The following is a 21928-nucleotide window of genomic DNA, read 5'->3' as shown; positions in this document are numbered from 1 at the left end:
TCTTATTTTTTTGCTACCGTTTCCCCCGCGCGTAATTTCTCTGCAATTTCATCGATTTTACGCAAACGATGATTAATACCCGATTTACTAATTTTCCCCCCGGATACCATCTCACCTAACTCTTTCAATGTTACATCTTGATAATCTCTTCGTAGTTGCGCAATCTCTTGTAGTTTATCTGGCAATATATCAAGACCAACCGTCTCATCAATATAGCGGATATTTTCAATCTGCCTTAGCGCTGCACCAATTGTTTTATTTAAATTAGCTGTTTCGCAGTTCACTAAACGATTTACGGAATTACGCATATCACGTACGATTCGAATATCTTCAAACCTTAAAAGTGCATTATGAGCACCAATAATATTTAAAAATTCCGTAATTTTCTCCGCTTCTTTCAAATACGTAATGTACCCTTTTCTTCTTTCCAACGTCTTACTATTTAAATCAAATCCGTTCATCAGTTCACATATAGCATCATTATGTTCCTTATATAACGAAAAGATCTCTAAATGATAAGATGATGTTTCTGGGTTATTTACTGAACCACCTGCTAAAAATGCACCGCGTAAATACGATCGTTTACAACACTTCTTCTCAATCAATTCTTGTGATATATTTCGAATAAATGAAAAGTCATCTCGAACGATATGAAGATCGGCTAATATTTCGCGAGACTTTTCAACAAGCCTTACGATATATACATTATTTTTCTTCAATCGCATTTTTTTACGAACAAGTAATTCTACCGTCACGTCATATCCTTTTTTCAAAAGCGTATAAATCCTTCTTGCAATTGCCGCATTTTCCGTTTGAATATCGATAGATAAGCGACGGTTTGAAAAAGAAAGCGATCCGTTCATTCGAAGTAACGCCGATAATTCTGCTTTCTCACAGCATTCTTTCACTTCAAGATTCGTCAACTCTTTCTTTGTTTCTGATGCAAATGACACAGTCAACACCTCCTTATACGATTATTATGGAACAAAATTCTTGTCCTATATGAATGAGGAGCGCCACCTCAAACGAGGCAACGCACATTTATAACAATGAATATAAAATCGAAGCTAACTTTAACGTATCATGCCTTACAACACGATCATCATACTTCGCTAATCCCTCTTGAATAACATCAATATTATTTTCAGCAAAACGTTCTTCATCCACTACAACTGGTGTAGACATTTCTTCCTCATATAACTTACGTAATTCACAAGGAATCTCACGGTTATTTACAATTGCAGTATTAATAAATGGTTGCCCTAAATGATCGTGTAACGCCTGCACATGATCAAAAGCAGTATATCCCATCGTTTCACCCGCTTGTGTCATAACGTTACATACATATACCTTCTTCGCCTTTGCGGCAAGAACAGCGTCCCCAATTTTGTTAACAACTAAGTTGGGTAATATACTCGTATACAAACTTCCTGGGCCGAAAACAAGTAAATCAGCTCGTTTAATCTCAGCCAACGTTTCATGCAATGGCTCTACATCTTCTGGAGTTAAAAAGACACGATTAATCTTCTTTCCGTAATAAGGAATCTTTGATTCACCTGTTACAATTTCCCCATCTTCAAGTTCCGCATGAAGTACCGCACTTTGATTCGCTGCTGGTAATACACGTCCTCTGACATTTAATACTTTACTTGTTTCCGTAATTGCATGGAAAAAGTCTCCTGTAATCGAGGTCATACCTGCCAACAATAGATTTCCTAACGCATGACCTTTCAGTCCGTCTCCTGTTGTGAAACGGTGCTGAAATAAAGCTTCCACCAGTGGCTCTACATCCGATAACGCAACAAGTACGTTACGGATGTCACCTGGAGGTGGAATTTCTAGCTCATCACGTAATCGACCCGAACTGCCACCATCATCAGCGATTGTAACAACTGCTGTAATATCAACAGGATATTGCTTTAATCCTCTTAATAAAACAGAGAGTCCTGTTCCGCCTCCCATGATGACAATTTTAGGCTTTCTCTCTTTTTTCATCCCTTAATGGCCCTTTCTCTTCTCCACATCACGATGAGATACATGAACACTATACTCTGGTTTCAAATGTTTCCCAAGGTATTCTGTAAGCGTAACAGAACGATGCTGTCCACCTGTACATCCAATTGCAATTACAAGTTGACTTTTGCCTTCTCTTTTATAATGAGGCAGCATGAAAGTAATCAGATCCGTCAACTTCTCTAAAAACTTATGTGTCTCATTAAATTTCAGTACATACGAAGAAACTTCTTCATCTAGTCCTGTTAATGGCTTCATATGTGGAATGTAATATGGATTTGGTAAAAAACGAACATCAAATACTAAATCAGCATCAATTGGAATACCGTACTTAAATCCAAATGACATAACATTTACACGAAATGCTTGCTCAGTTTCTGTTGAGAACAAGTGAACAATTTTTTCACGTAATTCTTTCGGTTTTAAATCCGATGTATCAAGCACAATATTTGCCCGTGCCTTCATATCTGTTAATAAATTGCGCTCTGCTTCGATTCCCTTTAACGGCAAACCAGTTGGTGCAAGTGGATGCGAACGTCTCGTTTCTTTATAACGAGTTACAAGCGTACTATCTTTCGCATCTAAAAATAAAATATGAGGAATAATCCATGTACGTTCTGATAAATCATCAAGTGCTCCCCATAAATGTTCGAAAAACTCGCGGCCACGTAAATCAATACCAAGTGCCACTTTATTCATTTTCCCTTTTGAATCCGCCATAAGCTCAATAAACTTTGGCAATAACATCGGTGGTAAATTATCTACACAAAAATATCCTAAATCTTCAAAACTTTGTAAAGCTACTGTTTTTCCAGCTCCAGACATCCCTGTAATAATTACCATTTTTATATCATTATTCTCTGTCATCGTATCCTCTCCTTGACGGTTTAACTCGGATCTAATCGATATGAAAGCAACTCAAAATCTGGGGTATATACAAATGTACCGTAGATTATGCCATTTCCTTTAATTAAATAATCAATAATGTGATAATCTCCTGGCGCCATTGCTAAATCATCAATTTTATCAAATGTATGCCAACCAATGATGCCTTCTTCGCTCTCTAGTTTGTTTTCTCCTGCAAAATCTGTCGCTAAAAAGGAGAACATCATCCATTCAGAAACAACTTTATCACCTTCTTGGATGACAAAGGTGAAGACCCCCTTTAACGCTGGGTTTTTCAAATAAATACCTGTTTCTTCGCGATATTCGCGAACAACGGAATCTCTTACAGTCTCACCACGCTCCATTTTCCCGCCTGGTGCAACCCACCAATTTCGGCGAGGTTTTTGGAGTAAGAGTACTTCATTATCTCTAATTAACACACAGTTTGTCACTCTTTGCATGTTTCTTCACCTCAGCTACTTGCAGTAAAATTCCTCACTGCATACTTCTTTCATTATACTATCAAAAACAGTTTGCTACAACGAAGGAGCCAGTCCTCTTTCGCTAAGCATATGCTACTCAACAATTTTAAAAAAGCTTTCCATAACAAGCAATGTAAATGCTTAGACTTTTAATGAATAGCATGAAAAATCCCCTTAACGATTTTTATCACCAAGGGGATTAAAGCCCTTATTTCTTACCGAAATAAGTAACAATCGCAAATCCTAAAATAAAGGTAATAATTGAACTTATAATTGAAAATCCGCCGGTTGGAATACCAGGGAACACAATTACAATCGAACCGATAACTAGTCCAATAATTGCCGCAAATGTCATACTTTTATAACGATCTAATAAAAAACTAATGCCTTTACTACTTACAACAAATCCAACCATAACACCAGCACCGATAACCACGATTAAAGGTAAGTTAAGTGTAGTTAAAGCGTTAATTGCTGTTGGATACACACCAATAATTAATAAAATAAACGATCCACTAATCCCAGGAAGTAGCATAGCCATACTAGCCATCCATCCTGCGAAAAATAAACCAATTGCATTTAAAATTGTTAACGTCGTAATTGGATCTGCTGCCTTATCTGGTTTAAAGAAAGCTGTGATCGCAACAAGAATTGCTGCAACTATTAATAAAACAATGTGCTTACCTTTAAACGACGACTTTGCATCAGCTTCTCTCATTAACATCGGTAATATACTAATAATTAAACCGAGGAAGAAAAATTGAGTCGGTTCATAATGATTTGCAAGTAAATATTTAATAACATGACTTAACGTTAAAAACGCTGCTGCCACACCAGCTGCAAGTGGAATTAAAAACCCTAAATGTTTTTTCCATTCACGACTAAAGAATCCACTAATTGCCGCAAGCAATTGTTCATAAATCCCTAACACAACAGCGATTGTACCGCCGCTCACACCAGGAATTAAATCACTAACGCCCATACAAAATCCACGATATATATTACGCCATTCCATACTGAATAAATTCCTCATTTCTTATAGTGATTTTTTCCGTAAAGTCCAGTATATCAATAAGAAAGCTTATAATCCCAATATTTTTTGACAAAACTTTGACATTTTTACACAAAAAAAGAAGAAAGCTCCTGTCGGTAGCTTTCTTCTCACAAGGTATATTATCCCTTATTTTTCTGATACAGTTTTTAATTCCTCTAATAATTCTTCTACGTAATGTTGTGCACTTTGTGCTGCAATACTACCGTCACCTGTTGCAGTTACAATTTGACGAAGCATTTTTTCACGAACATCACCAGCTGCGAAAATACCAGGAATTTTCGTTTCCATACGTTCGTTCGTTTCAAGGTAACCATTTTCATTTGTAATACCTAGTTCAACAAATGGTTTTGATAATGGTAACATACCGATGTATACGAATACGCCGTCAGTTTTGACTTCTTTCTCTTCTCCACTGTTTACGTCTACAAGTGTTACACTTCCTACTTTACCGCTTGCTTCGTTAATTTCTTTTATAGTGTGGTTCCAAATGAAATCTACTTTTTCGTTTTGGAAAGCACGGTCTTGTAAAATTTTCTGCGCACGAAGCGTGTCACGACGGTGAACGATCGTTACTTTTGATGCGAAGCGTGTTAAGAACACACCCTCTTCAACAGCAGAATCTCCGCCGCCAATTACGATAAGTTCTTTTCCTTTAAAGAATGCCCCGTCACATACTGCACAATATGATACACCTCGGCCGCCAAGTTCTGTTTCACCCGGTACACCAATTTTTTTATACTCTGCACCACTTGCAACGATAATTGCACGTGCTTTATATTCTTTTTTACCAGCAATAATTGTTTTGTATTCTTTACCATCGATGACTTCTTTCACATCACCGTATGCATATTCAGCACCAAATTTCTTCGCATGCTCGAACATTTTATTTGATAAGTCTGGTCCTAAAATAGACTCATAACCTGGGTAGTTTTCTACATCTTCCGTGTTTGCCATTTGGCCACCTGGAATACCACGCTCAAGCATTAATGTGCTTAAATTTGCACGAGATGTATATACTGCAGCTGTCATACCAGCTGGTCCTGCACCAATAATAACGACATCATAAATTTTTTCTTCTGACACACTATTCACTCCTATCCATTCCTACACAATTAAGTTACCCTCATTATACTGTTAGCATCATTTTTTTCCCAATGATTTGCTTATCTTATGTGTGCGTACGCTTAACAGCTTGCACATACTTTCGGACAGTCGCTACAGATACATTATATACATCTCCAAGCTCCGACTGTGTCATTTTATTTCCTTGTTCGCCGCGTACAATGTATTCAATCGCAGCTGACCAGCCGTACACATTTGTAAATATGTCTCCAGATGTATATAAACGTATGAACGTACAAAACCAAAAGTGTAAACACTCTTCAATTAATTCATCATCTTTTTTCGTATAATTGTATAAGGCATCCGCGATTCTCGCGCACTGCTCAAATTGTTGTAAATCAGCTGGAATACTCTTATGACTATTAAGTAAAAAGAAGTACTTTGCAAGTTGCGATACGATGGGAACACCGTTCTTCGCTTGCGTTATATCAAAGAAGAATCCAACCTTCTCCGGCGTTGACAATTCATTCATTAAATATAAAGCTAGCATTTGTTCTTCTAGCGTCGCACTTTGCTGAAATGATTTTCGTAATTCTTCAAATAACACGTTTTGTCCTTCATCTGCTAAATTCAGCGCATTCCACGGTTCTTTTCCCTTTTTATCAGGATGCAATTCCACGACATGTTGCCACATTTTTTCAGCTAGTTGCTGATCTTTCACCATATACGCAGAATATGCAAACCAATAATAAAAACTAACGTCTCCTTCGTATCCTTGACGCTTTAATAGTTTGAACCATTTATATGCATGCTCGAAATAACCAATTGTTGCAAGTGTAGTTCCCAGTTTCAAACGATGTTCAAATGAAATCGGATATACCGAAACTAGCTGTCCCGCTAACGCTTCTACTTGTTTATGCTCTCCAATTGAATATAAAAAAATAAGCGTATTACAAAGCGCATGTATATTACCAGGATTTTTCTCTAAAATCATTTCTGTTAACTTCAGTGCTTTGTCTACATTACCCGATTGAAAATGTGCAATGGCTAAATTATTATGACCTGACCAAAATTCCGGATAATCTTTCGTAACAATTTCTAATGTAGCAATTGCTTCTTCCAATTGTCCATTACGAATATAACGATTCGCTTCTTCCTGCATAACAATTAAATCATCTTCATCTTCAATCTCTTCCGCACCCATTGCTTCTTCTTCCATAATCTCAAGAAGTTCTAATGTATCTTCTACGAATTCCTTCTCTTTTGCAACTTCTAAATAACGATCCGCATATTTCTTCGCCTGTTGAAATAACCCCATATATGCATAATTATTTGCAATAAAATAATAGCACTGTTCAAGTTCTGGATTAGATCTAACTAACTTTAAGAAGATTTGGTTCGACTCTTGATATTCACCAGCCTCAGATAATACTGTTGCTAATTGACATAAAATAAACGGCTCCTTCTCACTTTGTGCCGCTCTTCGAAAATATTTAATTGCATCTTGCAATTTTTGCCCTTTGTAAGCTCTCATCCCTTTTTTATAAAAGAAGTCCGCTAATTGATTAAAAGAGATAACTTGTCCGTTCTCCTTATATATCCTTTGATTTTTCCCCATATATCCTCCAGTTTTTTGTTTTCTTCGCTCACACATTCTTCTATCTATAAGTATAAACGATTCCGTAAAAAACAAAACAGTATATTATACTCAATTATTTCCTTTTTATTCATAAAAAAAGAGGAGAAATGTTACATTTTCACCATGAACCTTCTCTTGCGGTCATTTGCTCTTTCGTATAAATAATACGCATTGGATTTCCACCTACGAAAGCACCGCTCGGTACATCTCTATGAACAAGTGTGCCAGCTGAGACAGTCGCACCGTCTCCAATTTTCACACCTGGTAATATTGTTACATTCGCTCCAATCATCACTTCATTTCCAATGACGATTTCCCCAAGTCGATATTCACGAATTAAATATTCATGCGCTAAAAGCGTTGTATTATAGCCAATAATCGAATTCTCTCCCACAGTTATCTTTTCCGGGAACATAATATCCGGCATTACCATAAGCGCAAATGATGTTTTCTTTCCTACTTTCATCCGTAAAAAAGTACGGTACAACCAATTCTTCACAGATAAAAATGGCGTGTAACGCGCAATTTGGATAATAATAAAGTTTTTCATTACCTTCCAAAAAGACACTGTTTTATACACATTCCATAATGAATTTTCTCCTGAAACAGGATAGCGCGTTGTCCGTCGCACTTAGCTCGCTCCTCTACTAACTTACTTGGACCTTTATGAACGGTTCATATTAGACAAAATCGGTAGCAAATCACTCATTTTATCTAACATAAAGTCCGGCTTATAAGCCTCTAAATATGCTCTACCTTTCAACGTCCATGAAACCGCAGCTGTTTTCGTCCCCGCATTTTGACCACCGACAATATCATGATGATTATCTCCAACCATCAATGCCTCTTCTGGTTTTGCATCTAATAATTCAAGCGCTTTTTGAAGTGGCTCTGGATGTGGTTTCACATGCTCTACATCATCAATTGTCACGACAACATCAAAAAATTCATCCAGCTTTGACAACTTTAATCCCATCTCAACGGTTTGTCTCGCTTTCGTTGTAACAATACCAACTTTATAACCTTGCTTTTTCAACTCTCGAACCGTTTCATATACAGTTTCATATTCTTCTACTAATTCATCATGATGATCATGGTTAAATTCGCGATAACTTGTAATCATCTCTTCAACCTTACTTTCATCAATCTTACTGAAAGTATCATGCAAAGATGGACCGATAAATGGCAACACATCTTCACGCTTATATTGATTTGGATAATACGTATTTAAAGTATGTAAAAAAGAAGAAATAATAAGTTCGTTTGTATTAATTAAAGTTCCATCTAAATCAAATAACACCGTATTTATTCTCATTGCCTTAGTCCTTTCGCCTTCCTGAATATGAAAGAAGCAGCATCTTATAATAAGATGCTACTTTTCTCTAATTTTCCGAATATCTTTTATCAGCTTGCCCCATTTTTCGTCTCACAATAATGAAAATAATAGAAATAACAACAAGTCCAATTGACATTACTTGTGCAATACGAAGTGGTCCTAGCATTAAACTATCTGTACGTAAGCCTTCTACGAAGAAGCGTCCTACTGAATACCAAATTAAATATGTGAAGAATAATTCCCCGCGGCGTAAATTCACTTTTCTTAATGCAAGTAGTAAAATTACACCTGCAAAATTCCATAATGATTCATATAAAAACGTCGGATGATAGTACACACCCTCAATATACATTTGATTAATAATGAAATCTGGTAAATGAAGACCTTCTAAAAACTGTCTCGTTACTTCATCACCATGCGCCTCTTGGTTCATAAAGTTTCCCCATCGGCCAATTGCTTGTCCTAGTAAAATACTTGGTGCAGCAATATCCGCCAACTTCCAGAATGAAACCCCGCGTCGCTTTGCAAAAAGAATCCCTGTAATAACCGCTCCGATTAAACCACCATGAATCGCCAAGCCACCTTGACGAATATTAATAATTTGACTCGGGTTTTGCGCGTAATATTCCCATTCAAAAATAACATAGTACATTCTCGCAAATAGAATAGCGATCGGTACTGCAATTAATACAAGGTCAACAAATGTATCTTTTGGAATACCTAGCCTTTCTCCCTCGCGAGTTGCTAGCCAAAGACCTAATAGCACACCTGTACCGATAATAATCCCGTACCAATAAACAGGAAACGGCCCAAGTTGGACAGCTACGCGGTCAAGCTGCGGTACAGAACCTAACAGCATATGTATGACCTCCCTCTCCAATGTTTACTCCTGATTCCCTAACTCAATCGCACTCATTAATCGTTCTGAGAACTGCTGTGCTGCATTGACTCCCATACGTTTTAAACGGAAGTTCATCGCTGCTACTTCAATAATAACAGCCAAGTTTCGACCAGGACGAACTGGAAGTGTAATCTTCGTAAGTTCTGTATCAATAATTTTCATCTTCTCTTCATCAAGACCTAAGCGATCATAGTTTTTCTTTTGATCCCAAATTTCAAGATTAATAACAAGTGTAATACGCTTATAATTTCGCACTGCCCCTGCACCGAATAACGTCATAACGTTAATGATACCTAGACCACGAATTTCTAATAAATGCTCAATTAAATCTGGTGAGCTTCCTACTAATGTGTCTTCATCTTCTTGGCGAATTTCTACACTATCATCCGCAACAAGGCGGTGACCACGCTTCACAAGTTCAAGAGCTGTCTCACTTTTACCAACACCACTTTGACCTGTAATTAAAACACCAACACCGTAAATATCTACTAATACACCATGAACAGCAGTTGTTGGTGCTAGCTTACCTTCTAAATAATTAGTTAAACGACTTGATAATCTCGTTGTCGTTTGAGAAGAACGTAATAAAGGCATGCCTGATTCACGTGATGCTTGTAATAACTCATCTGGTACATCTTGATTACGAGTTATAATAATACATGGCGTCTCCTCGGTACAAAGCGCTTTCATTCTCTCTTGTTTTTGCTCTGTTGTTAACGTATCAAAGAACGTAAGCTCCGTTTTTCCAAGAAGCTGCACGCGATCAGCTGGATAATATGTAAAGAATCCTGCCATTTCAATTCCAGGTCGTGATAAATCACTTGTATCAATCGGACGATGAATTCCTTCCTCACCACTTATTAACTCCAATTGAAATTGTTCAATTAAATCTTTTGTCCTTACTTTTGGCATATGTATAAACCTCCACTCCGCTGCGGGTTCAGTCTCGTTTGATGTAAAATTCCATTCTACCGGATATTGTACCATTTTTTTCTGGAAACAAGAAATACGGTTTCTAATAAATAGAAAAAAACATTTCATACGAATAATGAAATGTTTTTCTTTTTGTCATTTTCTCTTTTTTTCATATAGAGGTTCCACAATTGCCTTCTCAATAATCATATTAAAAATTGAAATACAAATTGCCGCAACAATCGCTACACCAAATCCTGATATATTAAAAGCATCTCCTAATAATGAATCTGCTATTTTTAACGTAATCGCATTAATAACAATTAAGAAGAAGCCGAAAGTTACAACAGTAATTGGTAGCGTAATTAAAATTAAAAACGGCTTTACGAATACATTTAAAACCGCCAATATAATACTCGCAATAATTGCAGTTTGTATATTTGCTACGTAAAATGCATCTGGTGCAATCCCTTTTAAAAGCCCCGATACAGCGATTAACACAACGCTATTTACAAGAAGTGATACAATCCATCTCATTTTCTTACACATCCTTTTGACATATATATTTCATCATACGCTAATAGACAATAAACGCAAGTATCATACAAACACTTATATCAACTTATTCTACCCTTTATGCTTGTATATCTACTAACACTTCCTTGCGAAATAAGGACCACCCCACCTATGTTCATGAGTTTTCACAAAGGTCCAAGTGAAATCTTTATCTACAATATAGATATCACCTTTATACGCATCGTCTGTCTCACACAATATATCATCCATATGTAACAAACTCGCATCCTTTATTAGCAATACATCATCACAGTGTTGGTAGAAAATGTAGCACTCCTTTTTCACTTCATTATGAAACACGTTTTCCGCTTCTTTACCCTCTAAACACTTCTTTTTCTCATAACTAAATATGTGCCATAGATAACCACATGCATACTTATCTCCATAAAGAAAAATATCTTCTTTTTCTTCATCACTTAAATGATTTACAAAATGATCCTCCCAGCGTTTCCGAAAATATACACCCCACTTTTGGAACTCTCTTACCTTCATATTTTTCTTTCGCAACACCTCTAAAAACTCCATCTTCTCCCCCTATACAATAAAAACCGAGCGTCATTTCCACTCGGTTTTCATCAATAAACTTATTGCGATAACTCTACTTCTTTTATTCTCTCTTTCATTCTTGCTTTATCACGAGTTAAAATCTCTTTTAAATACTTACCAGTGTACGAGCGCTCTTCTTTTACTACTTGCTCTGGCGTTCCCGAAGCGACGATTTGTCCACCTTTGTCCCCGCCTTCTGGTCCAAGATCAACAATATAATCAGCTGTTTTAATCACATCTAAATTATGTTCAATTACAAGTACCGTCTCACCACTCTCAACAAGACGTTGCAGCACTTCTAGAAGACGTGCAATATCATGCGCATGCAACCCAGTCGTTGGCTCATCTAAAATATATAACGTACGACCTGTAGAACGACGGTGTAATTCAGAAGCTAATTTCACACGCTGTGCTTCCCCACCAGATAATGTTGTTGCTGGTTGACCTAATTTCATATAACCAAGCCCAACATCTACAAGCGTTTGAAGTTTACGCTTAATTTTAGGAATATTGGCGAAGAATTCTACTCCATCTTCAATTGTCATCCCTAACACTTCAGAAATATTCTTATCTTTATATTTCACTTCTAACGTTTCACGATTATATCGTTTACCGTGACAAACTTCACACGGAACATACACATCTGGTAAGAAATGCATTTCGATTTTAATAATTCCATCACCACGGCACGCTTCACAACGGCCACCTTTTACGTTAAAGCTGAAACGTCCTTTTTGATATCCGCGCACTTTAGCTTCGTTCGTTTGTGCAAACACATCACGAATATCATCGAATACACCTGTGTACGTCGCTGGATTAGAACGTGGTGTACGACCAATTGGCGATTGATCAATATCAATTACTTTATCTAAATGTTCAAGACCTTTAATCTCTTTATGAGTACCTGGCTTCGCTTTCGCTTTATATAACTTTTGCGCTAACGATTTATATAGTACTTCATTAATCATCGTACTTTTACCTGATCCAGATACACCTGTTACCGCTACAAACGTACCGAGTGGGAATGACATTTTTGCATTCTTTAAGTTATTCTCTTTTGCGCCGACAATCTCCACTTTACGTCCGTCACCTTTACGTCTTTCAAGTGGAACTGGAATAAACTCTTTACCGCTTAAATATTTTCCTGTTAACGAATTATCATCTTGCATCACTTCAGCTGGTGTCCCTGCCGATACAACTTGCCCACCGTGAATACCTGCACCCGGTCCGATATCAAGTAAATAATCAGCAGCCATCATTGTATCTTCATCATGCTCAACAACGATTAATGTATTACCTAAATCGCGCATTTCTTGCAATGTACGAATAAGACGATCGTTATCGCGCTGGTGTAAACCAATTGAAGGCTCATCAAGAATATAAAGTACGCCAGTTAGACGAGAACCAATTTGCGTCGCTAAGCGAATACGCTGCGCCTCACCACCTGATAACGTACCAGCCGCACGACTTAGCGTTAAATAATCTAAACCAACGTTCACTAAGAATCCAACGCGCTCCTGAATTTCTCTTAAAATTAAATGAGCTATTTTTTGTTGCTTCTCCGTTAGCTCTACATTCGAGAAGAATTCTTGTACTTCTTGAACTGAATACTTCGTTACGTCAGCAATCGTTTTATCACCAACAAAAACAGCTAAACTTTCAGGCTTTAAGCGGCCGCCTTTACACTTCGGACAAGCTTGTTCTGCCATATACTTTTCCATTTGCTCACGAATGTAATCGGAACTCGTTTCACGATAACGACGTTCAATGTTTGGAATAACACCTTCAAATAAAATCTCATTTTCCTTTACTTGACCGAATTCATTTACATAGCGGAAATAAACCTTCTCTTCCCCGCTTCCATACAATACTTTATCAAATAAATCTTTCGGTATATCTTTCACAGGCATATCCATATCAACGCCGTAATGATTACATACAGATTGTAAAAGTTGTGGATAGTATTGTGAACTTGTCGGTTCCCAAGGTGCAATCGCATGTTCATTTAATGATAAATCCCAGTTCGGGATAACAAGCTCTAAATCTACCTCTAGCTTTGAACCAAGTCCATCACAAGAAGGACACGCTCCGAACGGACTGTTGAATGAGAACATACGCGGCTCTAATTCTCCGATTGAAAAACCACAATGTGGACAAGCATGATGTTCACTAAATAGAAGTTCCTCTTCTCCCATTACATCGATTAAAACTCGACCTCCGCCAAGCTTTAATGCACTTTCAAGTGAATCAGCAAGACGGCTTGCGATTCCTTCTTTTACAACAATACGGTCAATTACAACTTCAATGGAATGCTTCTTATTTTTATCTAACGTAATCTCTTCAGACACATCGAGCATTTCACCATCAACACGTACACGAACATATCCTTGCTTCTTAATATCTTCAAGCACTTTCACATGTGCACCTTTACGACCAGAAACGATAGGAGCTAACACTTGTAATTTCGTACGTTCAGGATATTCAAGAACACGGTCTACCATCTGCTCTACTGTTTGTGATGTAATTTCAATCCCATGATTTGGACAAATTGGCGTACCAATTCGCGCAAATAATAAACGTAAATAATCATAAATCTCCGTTACCGTTCCGACAGTTGAACGTGGATTACGACTCGTCGTTTTTTGATCGATTGAAATCGCTGGTGACAATCCTTCAATCGTATCTACATCCGGTTTATCCATTTGTCCTAAAAACTGACGCGCATACGCAGATAACGATTCTACGTATCTGCGCTGCCCTTCTGCATAAATCGTATCAAATGCTAATGATGATTTCCCCGAACCAGACAATCCCGTTACAACGACAAGCTGATTTCTCGGAATGGTTACATCAATATTTTTTAAGTTATGTGCTCTAGCACCTTTTACAACGATAAAATCCTTGCTCTTACTCACTTTTTTCACCCTTCCGCTTTTAATTCTAATAGTAAATCTCTTAGTTCAGCTGCACGCTCGAAGTCTAACGCTTTTGCTGCTTCTTTCATCTCTGCTTCCATCTTCGCAATTGTCTTTTCGCGCTCTTTTTTCGTCATTTTCTTAGCAGGAGTTGCTTCGTATGTTTCTGTCTCTTCAGCAGTTGTCGTTGCACGGATTACATCACGTACGCCTTTTTGAATCGTTTTCGGCGTAATACCATGCTCTTTATTGTAGGCTTCTTGTATAGTACGACGACGCTGCGTTTCTTCAATTGCAATTCCCATTGATCTTGTTATACGATCTGCGTACATAATAACGCGGCCGTTTTCATTACGCGCGGCACGACCAATTGTTTGAATTAATGAGCGCTCTGAACGTAAGAACCCTTCCTTATCAGCATCTAAAATCGCTACAAGTGATACTTCTGGAATATCTAATCCTTCTCGTAATAAGTTAATACCGACCAGTACATCAAACTTACCGAGGCGAAGATCGCGGATAATTTCAATACGTTCTAACGTTTTAATTTCAGAGTGAAGATAGTTCACTTTAATTCCTACATCTTTTAAGTAGTCCGTTAAATCCTCTGACATTTTCTTCGTTAAAGTCGTAATTAATACACGTTCATTTTTTGCAATACGATCTTGAATCTCTCCTAATAAATCGTCAATTTGTCCTTCAATAGGTCGTATATCGATTGGTGGATCTAAAAGCCCTGTTGGACGAATAATTTGTTCTATTACTTCTGGTGACTGCTCTAACTCGTACGGTCCTGGAGTCGCCGAAACGTAAATAACTTGATTTGTTTTCTCCTCAAACTCATCAAACATGAGCGGTCTATTATCTAAAGCTGATGGCAGACGGAATCCATGATCCACAAGTACTTGCTTACGTGCTTGGTCCCCGTTATACATCGCTCTTACTTGTGGCACTGATACGTGCGACTCATCCATAACAATTAAGAAATCTTCCGGGAAATAGTCCAATAACGTATACGGTGTTGCACCCGCTGGACGAAGTGTTAAATGACGGGAATAGTTTTCAATACCTGAACAAAAGCCCATCTCGCGCATCATTTCTAAATCATAACGTGTACGTTGCTCTATACGCTGTGCTTCTAGCAACTTACCGTTATCATTTAATTCCTTTAAACGCTCTTCTAATTCTTTTTCGATATTTTCAATAGCGACCTTCATTTTCTCTTCACGTGTAACGAAGTGAGATGCTGGGAAGATTGCTACATGATCACGTTCTGCTAATACTTCACCTGTTAACGCATTTACTTCACGAATACGATCAATTTCATCGCCGAAAAATTCAATTCGAATACAATGCTCATCAAGTGATGCTGGGAAGATTTCAACTACATCTCCGCGCACACGGAATGTACCACGCTTGAAATCAATATCATTACGTCCATACTGTACATCAACAAGTTCACGAAGCAATTGATTGCGGTCCTTCTCCATACCAACTCGAAGTGATACAACTAACTCGCGATATTCTTCAGGAGAACCTAAACCATATATACACGATACACTCGCAACGATAATTACATCGTCCCGTTCAAATAATGCAGACGTTGCCGAGTGACGCAATTTATCAATTTCATCATTAATCTGCGCGTCCTTTTCAATAAACGTATCTGTTTGTGGTACATACGCTTCCGGCTGATAATAATCGTAATAACTAACAAAATACTCAACTGCATTATTCGGGAAAAAGTCTTTCAACTCACTATATAACTGTCCTGCTAACGTTTTATTGTGAGCCATAACAAGTGTTGGCTTTTGCACTTCTTTAATGACATTTGAAATCGTAAATGTCTTACCCGTTCCTGTCGCTCCAAGCAACACTTGCTTTTTCTTTCCACTATTAATTCCCTCTACAAGCTTCTCTATAGCTACCGGCTGATCACCTTGCGGGGAATACGCTGATATAATTTCAAATTGATGTTCCAAGTAAAATCCGACCTCCTCATAAAAATCTGTATTATTATTTTACCACGAATGCCTATAAAAAACCTAAAAAAACGAACAGATATTCGGTAAAGTTTTCGACAATATACACATAGAAAAAGGAAGGAGTAAATACTTCCTTCCTCTACTAATTCTATTTTTCAGGTACATATACTAAGTCATATCCATTGCGCCCAGCTTCATTCATACAATCTATTAACCGATAAGTACTTTCTGATTCGCGCTGCTCTTTAACAATACTTTTACAACTATCTTTATGTAACCCTTTATCCTTCCCAGCAAATTTGTCTTTTCTATTATCTGACACATAAAATATATGGTTCCCACTATACTCTAACGTTTGAAAAATCGGGTCCCCTTCAAGGGTATACTGTACAATTCTTATTTTATCAACTTCCCTTTGTTCGACATTCAAAACGAAATTTTCAAATTTATCTAGATTGGAAATCCTGGTTCCCTTTACAATGACATCGTTCTTCTTATCAATTGTAGTGTTAGATGGTGAGCATGCTACTAAACTAAAGAGAAATAGACATATAAAGCTGGTTCTTTTTTCTATTGTCATCCTCTCCTATAAAAATTATTTGTATACCCAAAAGCTACTTTCAACTATGAAAGTAGCTTTTCTTTTCCTTTCTCCTTCTTCGGAAAAACCACATATGAAAATGAAATCGCTGTATCAACTAAAAATATAATTGCCCACACTTGGCTCACGCGACTTGCAGCTTTATTTAAAACGATTCCCGATTCTAACCAATTACCCCATTGTTCAAATGGAATAAATCCATACGCGAAGAAAAAGAATATGTGCACACCAACGAATAAAACAAGATGTAATACCCAATTTTTTATTTCCTGCTTTGCATAGGCCATACCTGTTAATTCTACCTGTTCCTCAATAATAGGCGCCGGTTCATTACGCCATTTCGCAACTAGCTTTTGCGCAAATATATCAAGCTTCTTCAAATCCTTTTTCCCGTAGAAAACTGCATACAGTAAAATAATTACAGTAATGATTTGAAAATTAGAGAACTTTCCTGTTTGATAATAGTCCACTGCCCCTAATGTTAAAATAAACACTTCATTTACGAGGAGTACAATCCCCATAATAAAGCTCGCCTTCTTCAAACGGAATCCGTAACGGAGTAAAAAGAAACCGATAGCCGATAACCAAAATACAATCTCTGCTCCAATTAAAAAATACCAACGATATTCTGCGAGTATGCTCATTTATCCTTCTCCCTTTCATCATAAATACGAAAAGCTTCATCCATATATAATAAAAACTCTTCTTCAATTGGATACATGCTCATTTTCTGTGAATCTTCCTTTGATTTTCTAACCTCCCATAACTTATCTAAAAACGCTTCGTCACCATTAGCCATTTCTAAACACTTCTGCATTAATCTCTTCATTACCCTTTGTACCTCATCATTAGCGGCTTCTTTACCCTCTTTCATAAAAATACGTAATTGCTTTAATAAATCTACCCATTCTAAAACATTCGGATCTTCCTCACTCATATTTGGCAAATTATGAAGCAACTTTTGTTCTTCCTTTGAAAATACTTCATTTTGAAATATTTCACGTATACGAGGAGACTGTTTTGAAAGCTGAATAAGTTCAAACATAACTTTCCAATCAAGTTCTCCCTCTACATCTACCGAATAAACAACCGCTTGTAAAACACGCTCCATTCGATTGAACTTCTTTTGCTCTTCTTGTACAAATCGAAGTTGGTTTTCAAGTGATTTTTTCAAATCCAGCTCACCTTTTACTAACATATTCGCAACTTCTTTTAATGAAAATCCCATTTCTTTTAAAAATAAAATTTGTTGCAAACGAATAACGTCAGCTTCACTATATAACCGATGCCCACCCTCTGTTTTTCCGCTCGGCTTTAATAAATCTATTTGATCATAATAACGTAGTGTACGTACTGTAACCCCTGTTTCTCTCGTCAATTCTTGTATTGAAATCACTACCATCACCTCTTCCCCCTCATTATAGAAGATGACGTTACGTAACTTTCAAGTATTTTGTAAAAAAAATACAAAAAGCTGTTTATACAAAGTGTATAAACAGCTTTTATGGAAATAACCCCTTTTGTATGGCGCGCCCACAAAATAAAATAAGTGCTCCAACAACAACACTCGTTGCCGTTTTATGATAATGGGCTAATAATAATAAATAATACGATAAACCTACAGTACCAATCATAATACAAATACTCGGCACTGGATTACGAGAAAAATTTTGCATTCCCCAAAGAAGCGCAAATATAGCTGTAGCGACACATAACACCGGTAATCCCATCCCAGTTCCCCTTTTTCTATCTATTATTCTTTGTTGCTAACACGCTCGTTGATACGATACTTATTAATACACCAAAAATAGTAATATATAATAGCTCAGTTACATGTACTGCTTGCCTATCTAAATACTTATTTACACAAAGATACATAATAAACAAGAAAACGAAGCTTGTAATACAAATCATAAAATATGACTTCATCTTGTTCACAACTCGCTCATCAATCGATGGTACTCCCTCTTCTTTCAAACGCTTCTGCTCTTTATATTCCGAAATTCCATATAAAATGACTAGCGCTACATTCGATATAAAAATAGTTCCCCACGAAATACTTAAAATCATTAAACTCGTATTTAAAAGAATTCCTGCTACAAGCAAACTCCCTACGAATCTCATGACCTCTCTCTTACTCATACATGATCAGCCTCTTTTCGATTTCTATATTTCCACTTCGGCCAATAGTTCACAAGAAAATACACCCACTGCCCTAGTACAAATAAAACAAACGGCATACCAGCATTTCCATCAACAATTAAATTATATAAACTCCATATCGCTAAACTAATCGTAAAAAATAACCCTACATATTTAAACGCTTTATCTGACTGAAATCTCTCAAACTCATCCTGCATTTTTTATTCCCCCTATCGCTATGCTCGTTTTCCTACCATTTCTCTCCCCTTACTCCAGCGTAAAGATTTCCTCCACCTTCACTCCAAAATACTTGGCGATTTTTAAAGATAACTCTAGACTCGGATTGTAATGATGATTTTCAATCGCCACTATCGTCTGCCGCGTCACCTGCATCGCCTTTGCCATTTCAACTTGTGTTATATGATTTTGCTTTCTTAACTCTTTTATTTTATTTTTCACACCCATAGGATCCACCTTCAAAAGTAAAGATATCTTTACTTAAATTATAAATATTTTCCAGTTACAAGTAAAGATATCTTTACAAATTTTAGAAAAACATTTCACTGCATATCTTCTCTAACAAAGTACAAGAGTAATTCAATTTATATCAGCGATTTTTTAAATATATCAGCGCAACTTAAAATATATCGGCGATTTTGCAAATATATCAGCGCAACTCCATTTATATCGGCGATTTCCCAAATATATCGACATCAGTAGCACCATAAGCATAAGAAAGAAGCTGCCCCAAAATATCTTTTGGAACAGCTTCTTCGTCCTACTTATATAAATCCTAATCCCCATACAAGAACGTATCCAAGAACCGATAAGCAAACCGAGCCAATCAGCCCTGCCACGAATGCTTTACTTCCTAATTTACGGAAAGTTTTAAACTCTACATTTAAACCGAGCCCTGCCATCGCCATTGCGATTAGCATATAAGCAATGACAACAATGTATCCCGCAACAACTTCTGGAATAATCCCAAGCGAATGCACTGCACTCATTGCTAAAAACCCGAAGATGAACCATGGAATTGGAAGGTCGCGCCATGATCTTTTTTCCTCGCTACCTTCACTCTTACCAAACCATAATCCGATTAAAATCGCTACTGGTACAAGCATTGCAACGCGCGTTAGTTTCACGATAACTGCGATATCTACAGCCGTGCTTCCTCCTGGCGCCGCAGCTGCGATGACATGAGCGATTTCATGAAGCGTCGCACCTGAGAATACACCATAACCGTACGGAGATAAACCAAGCACTGGATATAATAACGTATAAATAAGCGTAAATATGGTACCTAAAATCGCGATGATTGCTGCCCCAACTGCTGTTTCATCATCCTTCGCTTTCACTTGCGGTGCAATTGCCACGACCGCGGCTGCGCCGCAAATTGCCGTACCGCATGCCGTTAAAATCCCAAGTTTCTTTTCTACTTTAAATACTTTCGTTAGTCCGTATACAACAAAAATAGTAAATGTAATAACAACCGCCGCGATGACCAATACTTTCGGTCCCGCCTTCGCAATATCAACAAGATTTAATCGCATTCCAAGTAAGATGATCCCAAAGCGCAGCAACTTCTTACTCGCAAAGTTCGTTCCTGCTATCGCATCGTGAGGAACTCCAATTGCAGCGCGCCAAACCATCCCAATTAGAATAGCAATTACTAATTGTCCCATAATATTTAAAAATGGAAGCTCTGCTAAATATTTCGCGGCAATTGCGATTAATAATGTAATCCCAATTCCTTGCGAAAATCCAAAACGCTTCTTCTTTTGTATAACAAGTGTTTGTTCCATTTTGAACCACTCCAATAATCGTATTGGAACATGCATGTTCTTTCTACTTACATTATAAGAGAGTTTCTATAATAAGTTTAATACCAATACCAAATCTCTATCATCAGAAATACTTATGATAAGATGATAGAAAAAGAAAGGAGCCCATTATATGAACGTAGACATTTTAAAAATTTTTGTTACTGTCGTTGAACAGAAACACTTCTCCCGTGCAGCAGAATTATTAAACCTTTCACAGCCTGGAGTAAGTATGCATATACGCAACTTAGAAAACGAATTTGGCACTACGCTTATTCAACGCTCCCCGAAACACGTCCAAGTTACGGAAGCAGGAAACATATTATATATACATGCAAAGCAAATGCTCTCTCTTTACGAAGATGCTAAACAAGAAATTAATGAACTACATAACGTTGTAACAGGAACACTTCGCATTGGTGCTAGTTTTACAATTGGCGAATACTTACTTCCAAAAATACTCGCTAACTATGCGAATGAAAATCCACTCGTCGAAGTGCATACCTTTATCTCAAATACAGAAGAAGTTTTGCAAAGTCTTCGCTCTAATCAAATTGATATCGGCTTAGTGGAAGGGCAAGTCGTATACGCTGATGTTAACGTTGAAACATTTATGCAAGATGAAATGAAGCTCGTCGTTCCGCCAAATCATCCATTGCTCCGCACAAAGGAAATAAATGAAAGCACACTCCAAGACCAAGTATGGGTATTAAGAGAAAGTGGTTCTGGTACACGTGCTTATAGCGATCGATTTATTCATCAACACCATTTAAAAATGAAGCGATTCTTTACATTTAGCAGTATTCAAAGTGTGAAGGAAGCCGTCGCCGCCGGTCTTGGCATCGCTATACTTTCTGATTGGACTGTACGGAAAGAGCTACTAGCAAGAGAACTATTCCACGTCGAGGTTCCAAATGAACAACTAATCCGTCCGTTCTCCATCGTGCGCGGCAAATATTTCATTCCATCTAAAGCCATTCAAGTGTTCTTAAATCATGTAAATTCTTTTGCGAAAAAACAGCATTGACCTTCACATTAGTGTGAAGGTTTACAATA

At 37.3% G+C, this 21928-nt stretch carries 24 protein-coding genes; 1 reads left to right on the top strand and 23 read right to left on the bottom strand.

All coding sequences use genetic code 11. The features are described 5' to 3' along the window. Positions 1 to 2 precede the first annotated feature (2 nt). From whiA to ACO6VI_RS11200, 23 genes are all read right to left on the bottom strand, one after another. Positions 3 to 953 carry a DNA-binding protein WhiA gene (gene whiA, locus ACO6VI_RS11310; protein WP_000006566.1) on the bottom strand — a complete coding sequence of 317 codons (951 nt, stop codon included), beginning with the start codon at positions 951 to 953 and terminating at the stop codon, positions 3 to 5. Positions 954 to 1041: 88 nt separating this feature from the next. Beyond that, a complete protein-coding gene (locus ACO6VI_RS11305; protein ID WP_000712187.1) occupies positions 1042 to 1995 on the bottom strand; it encodes a gluconeogenesis factor YvcK family protein in 954 nt (317 codons plus the stop codon). A 3-nt stretch (positions 1996 to 1998) separates the two neighbouring features. After that, positions 1999 to 2880 carry an RNase adapter RapZ gene (gene rapZ / locus ACO6VI_RS11300; protein ID WP_000138459.1) on the bottom strand — a complete coding sequence of 294 codons (882 nt, stop codon included), beginning with the start codon at positions 2878 to 2880 and terminating at the stop codon, positions 1999 to 2001. A gap of 20 nt (positions 2881 to 2900) precedes the next feature. Then, positions 2901 to 3359 carry an NUDIX hydrolase gene (locus tag ACO6VI_RS11295; RefSeq protein WP_001190080.1) on the bottom strand — a complete coding sequence of 153 codons (459 nt, stop codon included), beginning with the start codon at positions 3357 to 3359 and terminating at the stop codon, positions 2901 to 2903. 229 nt (positions 3360 to 3588) lie between these two features. Further along, a complete protein-coding gene (locus ACO6VI_RS11290; protein WP_000455196.1) occupies positions 3589 to 4395 on the bottom strand; it encodes a DUF368 domain-containing protein in 807 nt (268 codons plus the stop codon). Positions 4396 to 4560: 165 nt separating this feature from the next. After that, entirely contained in the window at positions 4561 to 5517 is a 957-nt protein-coding gene (trxB, locus tag ACO6VI_RS11285) for a thioredoxin-disulfide reductase (RefSeq protein ID WP_001288078.1), read from the bottom strand. Between the two features lie 85 nt (positions 5518 to 5602). After that, positions 5603 to 7114: a tetratricopeptide repeat protein gene (locus ACO6VI_RS11280; protein ID WP_000517723.1), complete on the bottom strand. Its 1512-nt coding sequence runs from the start codon at positions 7112 to 7114 to the stop codon at positions 5603 to 5605. Positions 7115 to 7253: 139 nt separating this feature from the next. Further along, entirely contained in the window at positions 7254 to 7766 is a 513-nt protein-coding gene (locus ACO6VI_RS11275; RefSeq protein ID WP_001255070.1) for an acyltransferase, read from the bottom strand. A 33-nt stretch (positions 7767 to 7799) separates the two neighbouring features. After that, positions 7800 to 8450 (bottom strand): pyrophosphatase PpaX, encoded by a 651-nt coding sequence (gene ppaX, locus ACO6VI_RS11270; protein ID WP_086422433.1) that lies wholly within the window; start codon positions 8448 to 8450, stop codon positions 7800 to 7802. A 67-nt stretch (positions 8451 to 8517) separates the two neighbouring features. Then, the gene (gene lgt, locus ACO6VI_RS11265) at positions 8518 to 9330 is read right to left on the bottom strand and encodes a prolipoprotein diacylglyceryl transferase (RefSeq protein WP_000924240.1); all 813 of its coding nucleotides are present in this window, start codon (positions 9328 to 9330) and stop codon (positions 8518 to 8520) included. A 24-nt stretch (positions 9331 to 9354) separates the two neighbouring features. Next, on the bottom strand, positions 9355 to 10284 hold the full coding sequence (gene hprK / locus ACO6VI_RS11260; protein WP_001127251.1) for an HPr(Ser) kinase/phosphatase: 930 nt from the start codon (positions 10282 to 10284) through the stop codon (positions 9355 to 9357). A 156-nt stretch (positions 10285 to 10440) separates the two neighbouring features. Then, positions 10441 to 10821 carry a phage holin family protein gene (locus tag ACO6VI_RS11255; protein ID WP_001267308.1) on the bottom strand — a complete coding sequence of 127 codons (381 nt, stop codon included), beginning with the start codon at positions 10819 to 10821 and terminating at the stop codon, positions 10441 to 10443. Positions 10822 to 10935: 114 nt separating this feature from the next. Continuing rightward, a complete protein-coding gene (locus ACO6VI_RS11250) occupies positions 10936 to 11385 on the bottom strand; it encodes a DUF4275 family protein (RefSeq protein ID WP_088020055.1) in 450 nt (149 codons plus the stop codon). A gap of 59 nt (positions 11386 to 11444) precedes the next feature. Next, the gene (gene uvrA / locus ACO6VI_RS11245) at positions 11445 to 14321 is read right to left on the bottom strand and encodes an excinuclease ABC subunit UvrA (protein WP_088020053.1); all 2877 of its coding nucleotides are present in this window, start codon (positions 14319 to 14321) and stop codon (positions 11445 to 11447) included. Positions 14322 to 14326: 5 nt separating this feature from the next. Further along, entirely contained in the window at positions 14327 to 16303 is a 1977-nt protein-coding gene (gene uvrB, locus ACO6VI_RS11240) for an excinuclease ABC subunit B (RefSeq protein WP_000400989.1), read from the bottom strand. 151 nt (positions 16304 to 16454) lie between these two features. Then, positions 16455 to 16886: a DUF4362 domain-containing protein gene (locus ACO6VI_RS11235; protein ID WP_098840345.1), complete on the bottom strand. Its 432-nt coding sequence runs from the start codon at positions 16884 to 16886 to the stop codon at positions 16455 to 16457. A 44-nt stretch (positions 16887 to 16930) separates the two neighbouring features. Beyond that, positions 16931 to 17551, bottom strand: coding sequence for a hypothetical protein (locus ACO6VI_RS11230; RefSeq protein WP_000025200.1), 621 nt, complete (start codon positions 17549 to 17551; stop codon positions 16931 to 16933). Next, on the bottom strand, positions 17548 to 18309 hold the full coding sequence (locus tag ACO6VI_RS11225; RefSeq protein ID WP_000260341.1) for a MerR family transcriptional regulator: 762 nt from the start codon (positions 18307 to 18309) through the stop codon (positions 17548 to 17550). Before ACO6VI_RS11225 ends, ACO6VI_RS11230 begins: the two co-directional genes overlap by 4 nt. 100 nt (positions 18310 to 18409) lie before the next feature. Beyond that, entirely contained in the window at positions 18410 to 18637 is a 228-nt protein-coding gene (locus ACO6VI_RS11220) for a hypothetical protein (protein ID WP_000524131.1), read from the bottom strand. Positions 18638 to 18653: 16 nt separating this feature from the next. Beyond that, positions 18654 to 19049 carry an ATPase gene (locus ACO6VI_RS11215; protein ID WP_097821404.1) on the bottom strand — a complete coding sequence of 132 codons (396 nt, stop codon included), beginning with the start codon at positions 19047 to 19049 and terminating at the stop codon, positions 18654 to 18656. Then, the gene (locus tag ACO6VI_RS11210) at positions 19046 to 19267 is read right to left on the bottom strand and encodes a hypothetical protein (RefSeq protein ID WP_001150199.1); all 222 of its coding nucleotides are present in this window, start codon (positions 19265 to 19267) and stop codon (positions 19046 to 19048) included. Before ACO6VI_RS11210 ends, ACO6VI_RS11215 begins: the two co-directional genes overlap by 4 nt. Before the next feature lie 49 nt (positions 19268 to 19316). Then, positions 19317 to 19514, bottom strand: coding sequence for a helix-turn-helix transcriptional regulator (locus ACO6VI_RS11205; protein WP_000538364.1), 198 nt, complete (start codon positions 19512 to 19514; stop codon positions 19317 to 19319). A gap of 317 nt (positions 19515 to 19831) precedes the next feature. Next, positions 19832 to 20854, bottom strand: coding sequence for a YeiH family protein (locus ACO6VI_RS11200; RefSeq protein WP_023523453.1), 1023 nt, complete (start codon positions 20852 to 20854; stop codon positions 19832 to 19834). A gap of 151 nt (positions 20855 to 21005) precedes the next feature. Here ACO6VI_RS11200 and ACO6VI_RS11195 point away from each other — a divergent pair, with 151 nt between their 5' ends. Next, the gene (locus ACO6VI_RS11195) at positions 21006 to 21899 is read left to right on the top strand and encodes a LysR family transcriptional regulator (RefSeq protein ID WP_088020049.1); all 894 of its coding nucleotides are present in this window, start codon (positions 21006 to 21008) and stop codon (positions 21897 to 21899) included. Positions 21900 to 21928 lie beyond the last annotated feature (29 nt).

The organism is Bacillus sp. PSXD-155 (assembly GCF_049310765.1).
Classification (GTDB): Bacteria; Bacillota; Bacilli; order Bacillales; family Bacillaceae_G; genus Bacillus_A; species Bacillus_A cereus.
Note: the sequence above shows the minus strand (reverse complement) of the source record. Positions and strands in the feature narration are given on the sequence as shown.

Bases quoted from the DNA above. Each gene is read 5' to 3' on its own strand.
- ACO6VI_RS11255 (WP_001267308.1), bottom strand. From the start codon at position 10,821: ATGAGATGGATTGTATCACTTCTTGTAAATAGCGTTGTGTTAATCGCT.
- ppaX (WP_086422433.1), bottom strand. From the start codon at position 8,450: ATGAGAATAAATACGGTGTTATTTGATTTAGATGGAACTTTAATTAAT.
- ACO6VI_RS11225 (WP_000260341.1), bottom strand. From the start codon at position 18,309: ATGGTAGTGATTTCAATACAAGAATTGACGAGAGAAACAGGGGTTACA.
- ACO6VI_RS11205 (WP_000538364.1), bottom strand. From the start codon at position 19,514: ATGGGTGTGAAAAATAAAATAAAAGAGTTAAGAAAGCAAAATCATATA.
- ACO6VI_RS11210 (WP_001150199.1), bottom strand. From the start codon at position 19,267: ATGCAGGATGAGTTTGAGAGATTTCAGTCAGATAAAGCGTTTAAATAT.
- ACO6VI_RS11290 (WP_000455196.1), bottom strand. From the start codon at position 4,395: ATGGAATGGCGTAATATATATCGTGGATTTTGTATGGGCGTTAGTGAT.
- ACO6VI_RS11295 (WP_001190080.1), bottom strand. From the start codon at position 3,359: ATGCAAAGAGTGACAAACTGTGTGTTAATTAGAGATAATGAAGTACTC.
- rapZ (WP_000138459.1), bottom strand. From the start codon at position 2,880: ATGACAGAGAATAATGATATAAAAATGGTAATTATTACAGGGATGTCT.
- ACO6VI_RS11195 (WP_088020049.1), top strand. From the start codon at position 21,006: ATGAACGTAGACATTTTAAAAATTTTTGTTACTGTCGTTGAACAGAAA.
- ACO6VI_RS11200 (WP_023523453.1), bottom strand. From the start codon at position 20,854: ATGGAACAAACACTTGTTATACAAAAGAAGAAGCGTTTTGGATTTTCG.
- ACO6VI_RS11235 (WP_098840345.1), bottom strand. From the start codon at position 16,886: ATGACAATAGAAAAAAGAACCAGCTTTATATGTCTATTTCTCTTTAGT.
- ACO6VI_RS11215 (WP_097821404.1), bottom strand. From the start codon at position 19,049: ATGAGTAAGAGAGAGGTCATGAGATTCGTAGGGAGTTTGCTTGTAGCA.
- ACO6VI_RS11220 (WP_000524131.1), bottom strand. From the start codon at position 18,637: ATGGGATTACCGGTGTTATGTGTCGCTACAGCTATATTTGCGCTTCTT.
- ACO6VI_RS11305 (WP_000712187.1), bottom strand. From the start codon at position 1,995: ATGAAAAAAGAGAGAAAGCCTAAAATTGTCATCATGGGAGGCGGAACA.
- lgt (WP_000924240.1), bottom strand. From the start codon at position 9,330: ATGCTGTTAGGTTCTGTACCGCAGCTTGACCGCGTAGCTGTCCAACTT.
- hprK (WP_001127251.1), bottom strand. From the start codon at position 10,284: ATGCCAAAAGTAAGGACAAAAGATTTAATTGAACAATTTCAATTGGAG.
- ACO6VI_RS11280 (WP_000517723.1), bottom strand. From the start codon at position 7,114: ATGGGGAAAAATCAAAGGATATATAAGGAGAACGGACAAGTTATCTCT.
- ACO6VI_RS11250 (WP_088020055.1), bottom strand. From the start codon at position 11,385: ATGGAGTTTTTAGAGGTGTTGCGAAAGAAAAATATGAAGGTAAGAGAG.
- ACO6VI_RS11230 (WP_000025200.1), bottom strand. From the start codon at position 17,551: ATGAGCATACTCGCAGAATATCGTTGGTATTTTTTAATTGGAGCAGAG.